A 13,309-nucleotide genomic window follows, 5' to 3' on the forward strand; every position below is an offset into this window, starting at 1 on the left:
CGTTTGCGACGCTTTCGGCACCGGCTACTTCTACATCCCCGGCACCGAAACCTGCCTCAAGATCTCGGGTGAAGTCCGCGTTACTCTCTCGGCTAACGAGAACAACGCTCCTTACGGCACCCCGTCGAACGACACCTGGGATAGCGCAGTCCGTGCTCGCCTGGCATTCGACGCCAAGAACGACTCGGAAATCGGAACGATCGGTTCCTACGTCCGCATTCAGGCTGATAGCCAGGGCGCAACGACCACAGGCGCTAACATCACGCTCGATCAGGCCTACATTACTGTTGGCGGCTTCAAGGTTGGTCGTTCGCTGACCTGGGCTGACGACTGGGGTCTGGCTGGTGAGTCTGACGACTTCTTCGGCAATGCCAAGTTCAACACCGTTTCCTACACCTACTCGGCTGATGCCTTCACGGTCGGGCTCGGCGTGGACGACCTCTCCGACCAGTTTGCTGGCAACGAAGTTGGTCTGGAAGCCGTTGGTTCCGCTTCGCTCGGCGTGGCCACTGTCACCGTGAACGGCGTTTATGACTTTGGCTCGGAAGAAGGCGCGATCGCCGGCGTGGTCGCCGCTGACGTTGGTCCTGGCACCTTCGCTTTGGCCGCCGCTTGGGCGTCTGGTCAGTCGGTTGGTTACAACTTCACTTCCGAGTGGACTGTTGGCGCTGCCTACACCTTCAAGGCAACCGACAAGCTGTCGATCACCCCGCAGGTTGTTTACTGGGATAGCGTTGGCTTCACGAATGCTGACCAGTGGGGCGCAGACCTGCTCGTTGAATACGCTCTCGCTTCCGGCCTGAAAGCTTCGGCTGACGTTCGTTACCTCGATCGCGACGGCGCTGCTGACGGCAACTGGGACGGCTTCGTCCGCCTGACCCGCTCGTTCTAATCCACAGCGATTAGCGAAAAAATGCGTTGGGTCCGGCTTCATCACGAGCCGGACCCTTCGCGCATTCCGGAATGAGCTTGAATACGCGTTCTGCCAAGGGCTTGGGCAGGATCAGTCAGGCTCTTCGTCAGAACAGAAAGGAGCGCGAACGATCCATTCAGACAGTCCGATAGGGGCTTAACACGAAAGTTTGTGCTGTTCTGCACTATACTTTTTATAAGTTATAACGATATCTACGCCTGTGGGGACGGGCGGTGAGCCCGTTCGCGTGCTCGCCAAAGGGAAATTTGGGGGATACATGCAGGTGGAAATGCCGGCCGGTAAGGGTTTTGACGTCTTTGTGGGCGTGCCCGATTATTCGGTACATTATCAATACAGACAGGGAACGATCCTGCACGAGGTGCGCGAAACCAATTTGCGCGAACTGTTCGGCAAATATGGCGACCTGTTGTGGATGAATGGCAGCCACAAATATAACGTAACCAATTTTATTGGAGAGCTTCACGATCTCCTTGATTTTCCGAGCTTTTCGGCTTTTTCAGACGAGATGCTCGACCAATTGATCGGCAAATTGCGCAAACGCGGTAATAGCAATGCCACCATCAACAGAAAGATGGCGGCCTTAAGCAAACTGCTGCGAAAGGCGAACAAGATGGGAGACGTTCACAGTCTGCCTGAATTCAAGCGCCAGAAAGAGAAAGCGGGTCGCATTCGCTTCCTCGACAGGGATGAAGAGGACCTGCTGTTTTCCGAAATCCGGGCGCATTCCGAACTCTATTACCGGTTCTGCCTCTTCCTGGTCGATACCGGCGCCCGCCTGAGCGAGGGTCTGAACCTGCGCTGGGGTGACATACATAAAGACCGCGTGACCTTCTGGGTGACAAAATCGGGACGCTCGCGCTCGGTTCCGCTCACCCAGCGCGCGCTGGCTGCCATTGAATCGTCGGATCGTCGATATTCGGGCCCGTTTGCCGAGATCGACCAGCAGCGCTTCCGCATCGCCTGGCACAACGCCAAGGATGCGGTGGGCTTTGCCGACGACAAGGACGTGGTGCCGCACGTGCTGCGCCATACCTGCGCATCCCGTCTGGTTCAGGGCGGGATCGATATCCGTCGCGTTCAGATGTGGCTTGGCCACCAGACGCTCACCATGACCATGCGTTACGCCCATCTGGCTTCGCATGATCTCGACATGTGCGTTCCGATCCTGGAGCGGGCGGCGGCGTGGTGAGTCATATTGTAATGTAAGTTGCAAAAGGGCCGGCTTTGTCCGGCCCTTGCTCTTTATATTGTGTCATTCCCTGCCCTGCCCCAAAGGCGGGCTCATGGCCTCAGACCATAAGGCTCTTCAGGTCGAGCGCGGGATCGGCAATCGAGACAGGATCGACCGGCCGAGCGAGTTCCAGGAGCTTCTTGCCGGTCACATAGGCCTTGGCATCGTTGATCGCATCCACGGCAATGAAGACACCCTTGCGGAAATACCAGATCGAGAGGCTTCCCTCGCGGGTACCGGGGCGAAGCACTGTCTGGTCATAGCCCAGATTGAAGCCGGCGATCTGCAGTTTGACATCATACTGGTCCGACCAGAACCAGGGCTTCGGGCGATAGGGCTCGGATCCACCCGCGATCACGGCTGCGACGGCTTCGGCCTGATCCACCGCATTCTGTACGGATTCGAGCCGTACCTGCTCCCCGTTCCATGCCTGAACGGCGCAGTCGCCCATGGCGAAGATGGCAGGGTCGCTCGTGCGGCCAAAACTGTCGACGGCGATGCCGTTCTGAACCTCAAGACCGGCATCACCCGCCAGACGATCGTTTGGGGTCACACCGATCCCGACGATGACGAGGTCGACGTTGATGACGCGGCCGTCCGAGAGCTCGGCGGCCTTCACTCTGCCCTCATCGCCGATCAAACGGGTCAGACCCGTCTTTTCGTGGATGTGCACGCCCTCGGTTTCGTGGATCGTGCGGATCGCATCCGCCGTATCGGAAGCGGCAACGCGAGACAGAATGCGGTCGGCCATTTCGATCAGCGTGACGTCGAGACCCAGCTTGCGGGCGACGGCTGCTGCCTCAAGACCGATATAACCGCCGCCGATAATGAGAAGCCGATGGCCCGGTTTCATCTCGTCGGCCAGACGATCGGCATCGGCCTTGTCGCGCATCGTATAGACGCCCTCTAGATTACCGCCGATCGCGGCCGGCAGACGGCGCGGCGTCGCCCCGGTGGCGATGGCGAGGGTCTCATAAGGGATCTCGCTGCCGTCGAAAAGCTTGACCACGCGCTTGTCACGATTGATCGCTTCGACCGGCGTCGACAGGTGGATCTCGACCCCGTTCTCGCCATACCAGGCTTCGGGCCGGAACAGCAGTCGATCGAAGTCCATGTCGCCGAGCAGATACTTCTTGGAAAGCGGAGGCCGCTGATAGGGCAGGACCGGCTCGTTGCCGACAAGGGTGATCGGCCGCTCGTCCTTCAGCGCCCTCAGCTTTGCGGCCAGAGCGAAACCCGCCTGCCCCGCCCCGATAATCACCAGTCGCTCCGCCACGTGATGCACTCCCTGCCGCATGCCGTCCAAATCAGAATCGCTGCCTGAAGACCGGCCACGATGCGATGCAGCAAGGCCTAGCTTTGTGGCGGTTTGCGGTCAAGTTGGCCTGGGGCTCGCCGGTCGAAACCGCCCATTGTAAACGGCGTGCACATCCTCGCTGATTGCTACCTAAGGCATTCCCGACCAAAAACGGCACAAACAGCCAACCGACGAAGTGGCTGGCAAATCTTGCCAATTTGAAAGCTCGTCTGGATTTTACGGTTTGCATGCAGGATCTGGTAACGGACATCGGCTAGCATGTCATTCTAACTTGACACCGTGGGAGGGTAACATGCCCTTGCAGAGGATACCGGACGCAAAATCGGACATCCCTCGGGATCAGATCTTCGAGAAATTCAAGATCGATCGCCCCGGCAAGATCGTGTTTGTCGGCCATCATCTCAGCATGGCACGGTCGCAGCGCTGCCTCATCCGGACGATTTCGCTCTATGGCGCCGATCTCGACGTCTCGCCGCATGTCCAGGTGCCGCCGAACTTCTTTCTGGAGATCCTCGGCATTCACGATGACATCGGCTGCACGCTGATCCGCCGCGAAGCCGAAAAGGTCACGGTCGGCTTCAACATGTTGATCGACCCCGAATTCCTGCACCGTGTCGTCAGGCTTTCCTTCGAAACAAGTCACTGACATCTCGCGCCGACTGATCACCGCTTGCGCCCTCTTGCGGGCGCCAGCGCGGCCTGCGCTTGCCGGGACGTCCGTTGAAACCGAATATTCAGTATTGGTAAAATTTGAGCGATCTTATTGATGCTACTGCAAATATTAGTGCTCACAGTGTGAGACAGAAGAGTTTGGGGAGCCGGTCATGGCGATGGAAAATGCGACGCATCTGGCTGGGGTACACTCGGAAATGTACGAGCGCAAATGGGAGCGCTTCTATGTCCGCCGGCCGGCCAAGGTGATGTCGGTTCGCCCCGGCCTCACCGGCATCACGATCCGCAGCTGCGAAGTGGTCGACATTTCGCAAGGCGGCGCAGCGATCGAACTCACGACCGCGATTGGCCTCTCCTCTCATTATTATCTGCAGATCGTCGGCCTTGCCGACAGAATCGGATGCGCCGAGGCCTATCGCAACGGCAACAGGGTCGGCGTGAAGTTCATTGCACCGATCTCCGAGCACATGTTGCACCGGATTGTCCGCGCCGACTTCATGCTTGGCGACGCCGTCAATACACCGCTCAAGCCTTTCCAGAACGGCAACGGTGCGCGCCTCGGTCGCTGAGAAAATCTCTGCCGGCAGATGAGGTCTGATCGCCGCCGATCCGGCTTGCTTCGGCTGCGGCGGCACTTATGGTGAGCGGATCGCCCTCGACCTCCGGATGCCGCTTCGCAATGACCGCCTTTTCACGCTTCACGCCCCTCTCCGCCTCGCTCCCCGCAACCGTGCCCTTTGTCGGTCCCGAAGCCATTGAACGGCAACGGGGCCTTGCGGTTCGCGCCCGCATCGGCGCAAACGAAAGCGGCTTCGGTCCGGCACCTTCCGTGCTCGCGAGAATCGCCGAGAAGTCAGGCGAGATCTGGAAATACAATGATCCGGAAAACCATGCCCTCAAGGTGGCGCTCGCCGCGCATCTCGGACTGAAGCCTGAGAACTTCGTGATCGGCGAAGGCATCGACGACCTGCTCGGGCTGATCGTCCGGCTGGTGATCGAGCCCGGCATGCCTGTCGTCACATCGCTCGGTGCCTATCCGACCTTCAATTTTCATGTAAACGGGTTTGGCGGGCGTCTGGTCACGGCTCCCTACCGGGATGACCGGGAGGATCTCGACGCGTTGCTCGCATTGGTGAAGCAAGAAGATGCGCCGCTCGTCTATTTCGCAAACCCCGACAATCCGATGGGAAGTTGGTGGGATTCAGACAGCATCGTCGCGTTCGCCCGTGCCCTGCCTTCGACCACGCTTCTCATTCTCGATGAAGCCTATAGCGAGACGGCACCCGAAGGTTCGATCCCGGCAGCCGACGCGCTGATCGACCTGCCGAACTTGATCCGCACGCGCACCTTTTCCAAGGCCTATGGCCTGGCGGGTGCCCGCGTCGGCTATGGCATCGGCACGCCGGGCACCGTCTCTGCCTTCGACAAGATCCGCAACCATTTCGGCATGCCGCGGCTGTCGACCGAGGCGGCACTCGCGGCGCTCGCAGACCAGGGCTATCTCAACGACGTTGTCGGGCGGATCAAGGCGGCACGGGACAGGATCGCCAGCATTGCGACCGCGAACGGTCTTCGCCCCCTGCCCTCTGCCACCAATTTCGTCGCGATCGATTGCGGCCGCGACGGGGTCTATGCCCGGGCCATCGTCGACGGCCTAATGGAGCACGGTGTATTCATCCGCATGCCCGGCGTCGCTCCGCTCAACCGTTGCATCCGGGTCTCGGCAGGCCAGCCTAAAGATCTCGACCTTTTCGAAGCGGCACTGCCGAAGGTCTTGAAGGCGCTCAACTGACCTCGCCACAATGAAAAAGACCGCGCCGGCCTTGTTCCTGCCGGTCGCGGTCTTTGAAAAGTGTTGGCCCTGGCCCCGTCCAAAGGTCCCCGCCACGTTCCCCACTCAGGGTTATTCTTGTCATTCTCCTGCCGCGGTCGCGGCCGGAATTCGTCAGTGCATGGTCATCCATTCGCGGGCGGCACGAAGCGCCTCGGCGAGCTGGATCTTGCTCATCGTCTGGGCGAGATCGGCGCGCAGCTCGGCAGCGCGGTCGCAGCCCTTGATCGCGGCGATGTTCAGCCACTTGTGTGCCGACACCAGGTCAACAGGGCAACCGCGGCCGGTTGCATACATCAGACCCATGTCGCGGAAGACATCAGCCCGGGTTTCGCCACCCATCGTGGCATTTTCGGAATTGTGCATTTCAAAGCGTGCCATTGGTTTTGTCCCTGTTTGCCTAGTTTCTCGGTGGTCCCTGTTTTCCCTTGCGGGCCCTTCCGAAACGGCGCCGGATCTTTGTCCGTTCATTCTCGTATCGGTCGGGTTTGGCGGGGTTTTTCCCTGCTCGTTTGATGGGTTCACTATGCCAAACGGTCTTCAAAACTCGCTTAAAATGCATCCTTAATTTGCTGAAAACAAAGTACAAAAGCTTCGTAAACTTCGGATTCCGTTAAGCATCGCTTCCCCTGCAACCCAAGGATTTCCGCTCAAAATTTACGAAAGCTTCACGCTGACAAATCAACCGATTTTTCACTATGTTTCCCGAAGGCATTTCGCAAAAGTGCAGGATTTGCTGCGATCTGAGGCTTTCCACCGCTCGCATTTCGCGGCGGATTGCTTTTACCTTTACGTGTGCGTAAGATAATTCTTAACCGTTGGGCGGCTGCGGAGAGGACCGTCTCCGACCACGGGAGAGGACCATCATCTCGGGAGGAGAGATCAGACCATGCGTTCCATCATCATTGCGGCAGCCCTTGCGCTTTCGGCCTTCACAGCCCAGGCCGCCGAGCCCATCGAAGGCAACTGGAAAACGGCATCCGGCGCCACGGCCCAGATCGCACCGTGCGGCGGCGCCTATTGCGTGACGCTGAAGAGCGGCAAGCACAATGGCAAGCAGATCGGCAAGATGTCCGGCAGCGGCGACAGCTACAAGGGCGAGATCACCGATCCGGAAACCGACAAGACCTATGCGGGCTCCGGCTCCGTCTCCGGCAATTCGCTGAAGATGAAGGGGTGCGTCATGGCCGTGCTCTGCAAGACGCAGACCTGGACACGTCTCTGAAGCGATCGACATTCGAAAATAGCAAAGGGGCGCCGGCTACAACCGGCGCCCCTTCTGCATTCAAGGATTGATCACAGGGGCTGGCCCACATCGATGCGATTGCCATCGGGATCTTCGAAGACGAAGGCCCGCAGGCCGTAATCCTTGTCCTGAAGACGCTTCACCACCCTTAGACCTCGTTGCTGCACGAGGTCATGCAGATGGTCGATATTCTCGACCATCATGTGGGCGATGTTGAAGTCAGCGGCCTTGTGGTTCTTTTGAAGCGTGAGATGCAGTTCGGCGTCGTCGCGCTGCAGGATCATGAAGCCGACGGGGCTACCGTTCTCGAAGACCTTTCGAAATCCAAGCAGATCGACATAGAAGGCTTGGGCCCGCTCCATGTCCTTGACGGGCAAGGTCGCGGCAATGCGCCCAAACCGGAGGGCGACGTCGTGTGTTTCTGTCATGGGTGAAACCCTGTTGCCGGACGGCGGGGCGCATGGCGACGGTGCACCAAAGGCGAGGCCATTCGGTAAGGAGAGCAGGACGGGACGGTGCCCGCCGGTTTCCATTATGTCCAGAAGCCGGAGAGAGGGAAGAGGCATTTCCAGACACCCCGCATTTCAGTTAACCCTTCTGAATGCCAGATGAACCCACATCTCAGCCAGCATTCAGACCCGCTCCGCTATACCGGTCTCAACAGATCGGAAAGGAGCAAGGACATGGCCAAGCTGGCACGGCGTCTCACCATCATCTCTTTGAGCATGGCGCTTTTCGCCTTCATGTTCGCGCAGCTCGTCGTCAACACTCAGCCCACCGTGCGGCATCTTTCTTCGGGTCTCGTCGCAAGCTGCGCGCCGACCGGCCTCAACAGCTGCCGCCCGACCTTTTGATAGAAGCCGGGCGCGCAAGCGGCTCCGAAGAAATCTTGACGCATCCCCCATGACGTCGTTTGCTTGTCAGATTTCGTCTCCTATAATGCGCCATGAACACACGAATCCTGTCCCCAGCACCCCAGAACTCCATCAGCCCCGAGCCCTTTGCGCCTCAGGTCTTCACAGATGCGACGGCGGCCGTCGACGCGCTGACGGCGCTTTACGAGCGCAATACCAATTTCCTGATCGAGGCCTTTTCGTCTCTGGCCAAGGGCGGTCCGATCGAGGGTCGATATCGCGCCTTCTACCCTCAGGTCAGCATAGAGACGACGAGCTTCGGCCATGTCGACAGCCGTCTCTCCTACGGACACGTTACCTCGCCCGGCATCTACACCACGACGATCACACGGCCGCAGCTCTTCCGGCATTATCTGAAGGAACAGCTGGCGCTTCTGATGCGCAATCATCAGGTGCCGATTACGGTGTCTGAATCAGCAACCCCCATTCCGCTGCATTTTGCCTTTGCGGAAGGCGCCCACGTCGAGGCGTCTGCCGGCGGCCTCGTCGACATGCAGCTGCGCGACATCTTCGATACGCCTGATCTCACTGTTACCGATGACGAGATCGCCAATGGCGAATACGAGCCCTTGCCCGGCGAACCGCATCCGCTGGCCCCGTTTACGGCACAGCGCATCGATTATTCGCTAGCGCGCCTGTCGCATTATACCGCGACGAGCGCATCGCATTTCCAGAACTTCGTGCTGTTCACGAACTACCAATTCTATGTGGACGAGTTCTGCGCCTATGCCCGCAAGCTGATGGCGGACGGAAACAGCGACTACACGGCCTTCGTCGAGCCGGGCAACATTCTCACCCCTTCGGGCCACTCCGAACCGATCGAAGGTGTCGCCCTTGGACGCCTGCCGCAGATGCCGGCCTATCATCTGAAAAAGAAGGGGCACGGCGGCATCACTGTCGTCAATATCGGCGTCGGTCCTTCCAATGCCAAGACAATCACCGACCATATCGCGGTGCTCCGACCGCATGCCTGGCTGATGCTCGGCCATTGCGCCGGACTTCGCAACAGCCAGCGGCTCGGCGACTACGTGCTGGCGCATGCCTATATGCGCGAGGACCACGTGCTCGACGACGACCTGCCGGTCTGGGTGCCGATCCCCGCTCTGTCGGAAGTGCAGCTGGCGCTGGAAGATGCCGTCGAGGAGATCACCGGCTATGAGGGCTTCGAGCTGAAGCGCATCATGCGCACGGGCACGGTCGCCACCATCGACAACCGCAACTGGGAACTGCGCGACCAGCGCGGCCCCGTGAAGCGGCTTTCCCAGGCGCGGGCGATTGCGCTCGACATGGAATCGGCGACCATCGCCGCCAACGGCTTCCGCTTCCGCGTGCCCTATGGCACGCTCCTCTGCGTTTCCGACAAGCCGCTGCATGGCGAACTGAAGCTGCCGGGCATGGCGACGGCCTTCTACAAGACCCAGGTCAGCCAGCATCTGCAGATCGGCATCCGGGCACTGGAAAAGCTCGGCGCCATGCCGACAGAGAAGCTGCATTCGCGCAAGCTCAGAAGCTTCTTCGAGACGGCGTTCCAGTAAGACAGACGGGGCGCACGACCGGCAGAAAGGACCAAATGGTCTCCGGCAGGAATTTCGTTCCTGCCGGCAGGTATCTGATGGGAGCCTGAATCTCAGCGCGCCAGAAATTCGCTGCGCGTCAGCTCGTACCAGACATCCCCGTGTTCGGAACCCGGGATGGGATCGGGAAAACCGGCAAACTCCGTACGCGTGTGTTTCATGCCGATTTTTTCCATCACCCGTCGCGACCCCTGGTTCACGGCCATCGTGGTTGCCACGATCCTTTCGTAGCCACCGCTGGTGAAGCCCCATGTGACAAGCGCCGAGGCGCCTTCCGGCGCCAGTCCCTGGCCCCAGCACGCTCGGCGCAGGCGATAGCCGATCTCGGCGATCATCTCCGTTTCCGGAAACAGACAGAACCATCCGACAAACGCGCCATCGGTCGTCCTGCGTGCAGTCCACACATAGGGTTCCGTGCCTCTCGGCATCAGGAACGCCGCTTGCTCCGGGACAATCTTCTGGTGATCGACCGCGCCGCCGTTCAGAAAGCGCATCACGTCCGGGTCGCGTTCCAGCGCGATGAAATCGGCAGCGTCACTCGAGCGACAAGGAGCGAGCGTCAGGTTCGCCGTCTGCAATTGTACCATCAGGTCTCCTCGCAGGTCTTCCCGTTGCATGACGATATAGGTGTTCGACGGGAGAGCTTCCGTCGGGCAATACCTGCCCCGCCCTCACCTTTCACGCCTCGACGATCTTCGCCTCGCAGCGCACAGGGAAATTCACCGAGTTGGCAATGAAACACTTCTCGTGCGCGTCGCCATGAAGGTCCAGCGCGAGCTCCGGGAAGGTGCCACGCTTGATGGTGACGACGGGTCTGAGCACGACATCCGTAAAGCGCCCCGTACCATTGGCATCCATTTCCATGACACCTTCGGCATGGTCTTCATAAGCAATGACAATGACGCCGGAGACGGCGCAGAAGTGCAGATACCAAAGCTTGTGGCAGGCCGACAGCGAGGCGAGAAAGAGATCTTCCGGGTTCCAGCGCTTGGGATCGCCGCGAAAGGCCGGATCGGCGGAGCCGAGAATATCCGGCTTGCCTTCCGCCGAGAGCAGATGATCACGTCCATAGTCGCGGTAGCCGGAGGTTCCTGTACCGGCATTACCCTGCCAGGTGACCGTGACTTGGTATTCGTGCCGCTTCTCGCTCATCGACGCCCTCCTCAGCGATTCCTCTTGCGATCTTAGTCCTCGCGCACAAGCCGGACCAGCATGACCCCGGAGAGATTTTTACGGCCGGGCCTTGCATCGCCCGATCTAAGATATATCTTAGATGCAATTCAAACAGAACGAGAGATGATCATGAGACATTCCCAGAGCGGCCGCGGCGAATGCGGCAATCCCTTCCACGCCTTTCGCCAGGCGATGCATGCTATGCGCCATGGCGGCCCCCAGGGCGGGCCTTTCGGCGGCCCCAGAGGGCGTGGCGAACGCCGCCGTATGTTCGACGGCGGCGAGCTGCGCCTCGTTCTCTTGAAGCTGGTCGAGGACCAGCCTCGTCATGGCTATGACCTGATCCGCGAGATCGAGAGCCTGTCGGGCGGTGCCTATGCCCCTTCGCCCGGCGTCGTCTATCCGACCATGACGCTGCTTCTCGACATGGGGCTGGCGGAAGAACATGAGAGCGACGGGCCGCGCAAGGTGATGACCATCACCGAAGCCGGCCGGACACATCTCGCAGAGCGGGCCGACGAGGTCGCGACCGCGATGGGGCGGCTGACGGCGCTTGCAAAAGTCAGCGAAAGAACCGATGCAGCCCCGGTGCGTCGCGCCATGCACAACCTGAAGCAGGCCCTGCACGACTGTCTGTCGCGCGAAACGACCACGCGCGAGACGCAATTGGAGGTCGCCCGCATTCTGGACGAGGCGGTCGGCAAGATCGAAAGGCTTTGATCATGGCAACATCGACGACAACCGTTTCCACCGAAAACGGCTGGAAATATCTGCAGCAGCTCTGCAAGCACTGGTCCCACAAGCTCGAGGTCGAGCTGGACGAGCAGAACCACAAGGCCGTGGTGAAGTTTCCCGAGGCAACAGCATCCATGCACAGCGATGCATCGAGCCTGACGGTCACGATCGAGACCGAAGATGCCGGAAAGCTCGAAACCTATCAGGGCGTCGTATCCAGCCACCTTGACCGCTTCGCCTTCCGCGAGGCCCCCCTGCCCTTCGACTGGAAAGCGGCTTAAGCCATTCCCGACGTCACTGGTTCGCCGGCCAGAACAGTCTGCTTTTTGGATCAGTCTCCTGCGTGAGGCTGATCCCTCTGGCGGAGGATGTGCAATACGTTCTGCCCCGCCTTCGATCCCCCCAAGATAAGAACTTTCCCTGGCAACAAAACTTGCTAGAAACTCGCAACTCGGTAAGGGCGCTAGGCAATGGGGGATGCCATGAATGTGGTAACAAGGACATCGACATCTTGGTTTTCTCGTCTGGGTGGGGCACTGACGGGGGCCATATTCGGCTTCATTCTCGTCATCGTGGCAATCGTCGCGCTGCTCTGGAACGAAGGGCGATCGGTCGCGACGTATGAGTCGCTGGTGGAAGGCCAGTCGATCGTCGTCAGCACCGATGCAGCGCGGATAGACCCTGCGCTCGATGGCAAGCTGGTGCATATCGAAAGCGGCGTCGTTCCGGAGGCTGACGTCGTCGACCCGGACACGGGAATCAGCGCGAGCGGCGTGATTGGCCTGGCTCGCAAGGTCGAGATGTATCAGTGGGTCGAGGAAAAAAGCAGTAAGACCGAGAAGAAGCTGGGCGGCGGCGAAGAAACCGTGACCACCTACACCTATTCCAGGGAATGGAGTGGGGATGCGCAGGACTCCTCGAAATTCCAGGAATCTGCGGGGCATGAGAACCCCGAATTCTGGCTGCCGTCGACGGAAACGCTGGTGGAGACGGCGAAACTGGGTGCTTTCAGTGTGGAAGGCTCGCAGATTGCCTCGGCTGGCACGCGGCAAGCCTTGCCGATCACCGCTGAAACGGCAGCCGAGGCTTCCGAAGCCCTCGGCTATCCTGGCGAAGGCCGTGCCGTCACGCAGGCGCTTTATTTCGGCGCCGATGAGAAGGCGCCGGAGGTCGGGGACACCCGGATCCGCTTCGAGAAGATCGTGCTGCCCGAAGTCAGCGTCGTGGCCATGCAGCGTGGTGATCGCCTGGCCGAATACACCACGGAAAATGGCTACACGCTCTTCCTGCTCGCCGCTGGCCGCGAAACCTCGGACAAGATGTTCGCCGACAGCCAGACCGAAAACGTCATTCTGACCTGGGTTATCAGGGCAGCGGGGATCCTGGGTTTGTTCGTCGGCTTTGCCCTGATCCTGCGGATCTTCAGCGTGATCGGTGACGTCATTCCGTTCGTCGGCACCCTGATCGGCTTCGGGACGGGTCTGATTTCGTTCGTCCTGGCGATCGCGGTCGGCGTAACGGTCATTGCGATCGGCTGGTTCGCCGTCAGGCCGCTGCTGTCGATCGGGCTGATCGTGGGCGTGGTCGCAATTATCTGGGCCTATTCCAGGTATGTCCGCAAACAGACGGCCCAGCCTGCAGCGTGACCCGCGGACGGTAGAGCACTGAGCACGCCTGGGTT

16 protein-coding genes are annotated in these 13,309 nt (G+C 59.8%); 11 read left to right on the forward strand and 5 right to left on the reverse strand.

The window, feature by feature from the left end:
• A partial coding sequence (locus IP85_RS10330; RefSeq protein WP_054149602.1) for a porin occupies nt 1-892 on the forward strand: 892 nt, incomplete at its 5' end.
• 298 nt (nt 893-1,190) lie between these two features.
• Nucleotides 1,191-2,123: a site-specific integrase gene (locus IP85_RS10335; protein WP_082347647.1), complete on the forward strand. Its 933-nt coding sequence runs from the start codon at nt 1,191-1,193 to the stop codon at nt 2,121-2,123.
• Nucleotides 2,124-2,223: 100 nt separating this feature from the next.
• Here IP85_RS10335 and IP85_RS10340 read toward each other — a convergent pair whose 3' ends face one another.
• The gene (locus IP85_RS10340; RefSeq protein WP_054149603.1) at nt 2,224-3,441 is read right to left on the reverse strand and encodes an FAD-dependent oxidoreductase; all 1,218 of its coding nucleotides are present in this window, start codon (nt 3,439-3,441) and stop codon (nt 2,224-2,226) included.
• Nucleotides 3,442-3,775: 334 nt separating this feature from the next.
• On the opposite strand from IP85_RS10340, the gene IP85_RS10345 reads away from it, so the two are divergent.
• From IP85_RS10345 to IP85_RS10355, 3 genes are all read left to right on the forward strand, one after another.
• A complete protein-coding gene (locus IP85_RS10345) occupies nt 3,776-4,129 on the forward strand; it encodes a hypothetical protein (RefSeq protein ID WP_054149604.1) in 354 nt (117 codons plus the stop codon).
• Nucleotides 4,130-4,307: 178 nt separating this feature from the next.
• Nucleotides 4,308-4,724, forward strand: a complete 417-nt coding sequence (locus tag IP85_RS10350) for a PilZ domain-containing protein (RefSeq protein ID WP_054149605.1) — start codon at nt 4,308-4,310, stop codon at nt 4,722-4,724.
• A gap of 110 nt (nt 4,725-4,834) precedes the next feature.
• On the forward strand, nt 4,835-5,947 hold the full coding sequence (locus tag IP85_RS10355) for a pyridoxal phosphate-dependent aminotransferase (RefSeq protein ID WP_054149606.1): 1,113 nt from the start codon (nt 4,835-4,837) through the stop codon (nt 5,945-5,947).
• Nucleotides 5,948-6,100: 153 nt separating this feature from the next.
• Here the strand turns inward: IP85_RS10355 and IP85_RS10360 are convergent, their stop codons facing one another.
• On the reverse strand, nt 6,101-6,367 hold the full coding sequence (locus tag IP85_RS10360) for a sel1 repeat family protein (RefSeq protein WP_006727350.1): 267 nt from the start codon (nt 6,365-6,367) through the stop codon (nt 6,101-6,103).
• Between the two features lie 508 nt (nt 6,368-6,875).
• Between IP85_RS10360 and IP85_RS10365 the strand changes: the two genes are divergently transcribed.
• Nucleotides 6,876-7,211: a DUF2147 domain-containing protein gene (locus IP85_RS10365; RefSeq protein ID WP_054149607.1), complete on the forward strand. Its 336-nt coding sequence runs from the start codon at nt 6,876-6,878 to the stop codon at nt 7,209-7,211.
• A 71-nt stretch (nt 7,212-7,282) separates the two neighbouring features.
• Here IP85_RS10365 and IP85_RS10370 read toward each other — a convergent pair whose 3' ends face one another.
• Nucleotides 7,283-7,660, reverse strand: a complete 378-nt coding sequence (locus IP85_RS10370; RefSeq protein ID WP_054149644.1) for a glyoxalase superfamily protein — start codon at nt 7,658-7,660, stop codon at nt 7,283-7,285.
• Between the two features lie 255 nt (nt 7,661-7,915).
• Between IP85_RS10370 and IP85_RS10375 the strand changes: the two genes are divergently transcribed.
• Both IP85_RS10375 and IP85_RS10380 read left to right on the forward strand, forming a co-directional pair.
• Nucleotides 7,916-8,086, forward strand: a complete 171-nt coding sequence (locus IP85_RS10375; RefSeq protein WP_153761860.1) for a hypothetical protein — start codon at nt 7,916-7,918, stop codon at nt 8,084-8,086.
• A gap of 92 nt (nt 8,087-8,178) precedes the next feature.
• Entirely contained in the window at nt 8,179-9,681 is a 1,503-nt protein-coding gene (locus tag IP85_RS10380) for an AMP nucleosidase (RefSeq protein ID WP_054149609.1), read from the forward strand.
• Nucleotides 9,682-9,773: 92 nt separating this feature from the next.
• Here the strand turns inward: IP85_RS10380 and IP85_RS10385 are convergent, their stop codons facing one another.
• Nucleotides 9,774-10,307 (reverse strand): GNAT family N-acetyltransferase, encoded by a 534-nt coding sequence (locus IP85_RS10385; RefSeq protein ID WP_054149610.1) that lies wholly within the window; start codon nt 10,305-10,307, stop codon nt 9,774-9,776.
• 91 nt (nt 10,308-10,398) lie between these two features.
• Complete coding sequence (locus IP85_RS10390; protein ID WP_054149611.1) at nt 10,399-10,872, reverse strand: OsmC family protein; 474 nt, start codon at nt 10,870-10,872, stop codon at nt 10,399-10,401.
• Nucleotides 10,873-11,022: 150 nt separating this feature from the next.
• Between IP85_RS10390 and IP85_RS10395 the strand changes: the two genes are divergently transcribed.
• The 3 genes from IP85_RS10395 (at nt 11,023) to IP85_RS10405 (ending at nt 13,274) form a co-directional block, all read left to right on the forward strand.
• Nucleotides 11,023-11,613 (forward strand): PadR family transcriptional regulator, encoded by a 591-nt coding sequence (locus tag IP85_RS10395; RefSeq protein ID WP_054149645.1) that lies wholly within the window; start codon nt 11,023-11,025, stop codon nt 11,611-11,613.
• A 2-nt stretch (nt 11,614-11,615) separates the two neighbouring features.
• Nucleotides 11,616-11,909, forward strand: a complete 294-nt coding sequence (locus tag IP85_RS10400; RefSeq protein ID WP_054149612.1) for a DUF2218 domain-containing protein — start codon at nt 11,616-11,618, stop codon at nt 11,907-11,909.
• A 201-nt stretch (nt 11,910-12,110) separates the two neighbouring features.
• Nucleotides 12,111-13,274 carry a TMEM43 family protein gene (locus IP85_RS10405; RefSeq protein WP_054149646.1) on the forward strand — a complete coding sequence of 388 codons (1,164 nt, stop codon included), beginning with the start codon at nt 12,111-12,113 and terminating at the stop codon, nt 13,272-13,274.
• Nucleotides 13,275-13,309 lie beyond the last annotated feature (35 nt).

It is taken from the genome of Rhizobium sp. AAP116, assembly GCF_001295785.1.
GTDB lineage: Bacteria > Pseudomonadota > Alphaproteobacteria > Rhizobiales > Rhizobiaceae > Allorhizobium.

Excerpts from the sequence above, each read along its gene's own strand:
- IP85_RS10355 (WP_054149606.1), top strand. The coding sequence starts at position 4,835 with ATGACCGCCTTTTCACGCTTCACGCCCCTCTCCGCCTCGCTCCCCGCA.
- IP85_RS10335 (WP_082347647.1), top strand. The coding sequence starts at position 1,191 with ATGCAGGTGGAAATGCCGGCCGGTAAGGGTTTTGACGTCTTTGTGGGC.
- IP85_RS10405 (WP_054149646.1), top strand. The coding sequence starts at position 12,111 with ATGAATGTGGTAACAAGGACATCGACATCTTGGTTTTCTCGTCTGGGT.
- IP85_RS10390 (WP_054149611.1), bottom strand. The coding sequence starts at position 10,872 with ATGAGCGAGAAGCGGCACGAATACCAAGTCACGGTCACCTGGCAGGGT.
- IP85_RS10375 (WP_153761860.1), top strand. The coding sequence starts at position 7,916 with ATGGCCAAGCTGGCACGGCGTCTCACCATCATCTCTTTGAGCATGGCG.
- IP85_RS10385 (WP_054149610.1), bottom strand. The coding sequence starts at position 10,307 with ATGGTACAATTGCAGACGGCGAACCTGACGCTCGCTCCTTGTCGCTCG.
- IP85_RS10350 (WP_054149605.1), top strand. The coding sequence starts at position 4,308 with ATGGCGATGGAAAATGCGACGCATCTGGCTGGGGTACACTCGGAAATG.
- IP85_RS10360 (WP_006727350.1), bottom strand. The coding sequence starts at position 6,367 with ATGGCACGCTTTGAAATGCACAATTCCGAAAATGCCACGATGGGTGGC.
- IP85_RS10370 (WP_054149644.1), bottom strand. The coding sequence starts at position 7,660 with ATGACAGAAACACACGACGTCGCCCTCCGGTTTGGGCGCATTGCCGCG.
- IP85_RS10400 (WP_054149612.1), top strand. The coding sequence starts at position 11,616 with ATGGCAACATCGACGACAACCGTTTCCACCGAAAACGGCTGGAAATAT.
- IP85_RS10395 (WP_054149645.1), top strand. The coding sequence starts at position 11,023 with ATGAGACATTCCCAGAGCGGCCGCGGCGAATGCGGCAATCCCTTCCAC.
- IP85_RS10345 (WP_054149604.1), top strand. The coding sequence starts at position 3,776 with ATGCCCTTGCAGAGGATACCGGACGCAAAATCGGACATCCCTCGGGAT.
- IP85_RS10365 (WP_054149607.1), top strand. The coding sequence starts at position 6,876 with ATGCGTTCCATCATCATTGCGGCAGCCCTTGCGCTTTCGGCCTTCACA.
- IP85_RS10380 (WP_054149609.1), top strand. The coding sequence starts at position 8,179 with ATGAACACACGAATCCTGTCCCCAGCACCCCAGAACTCCATCAGCCCC.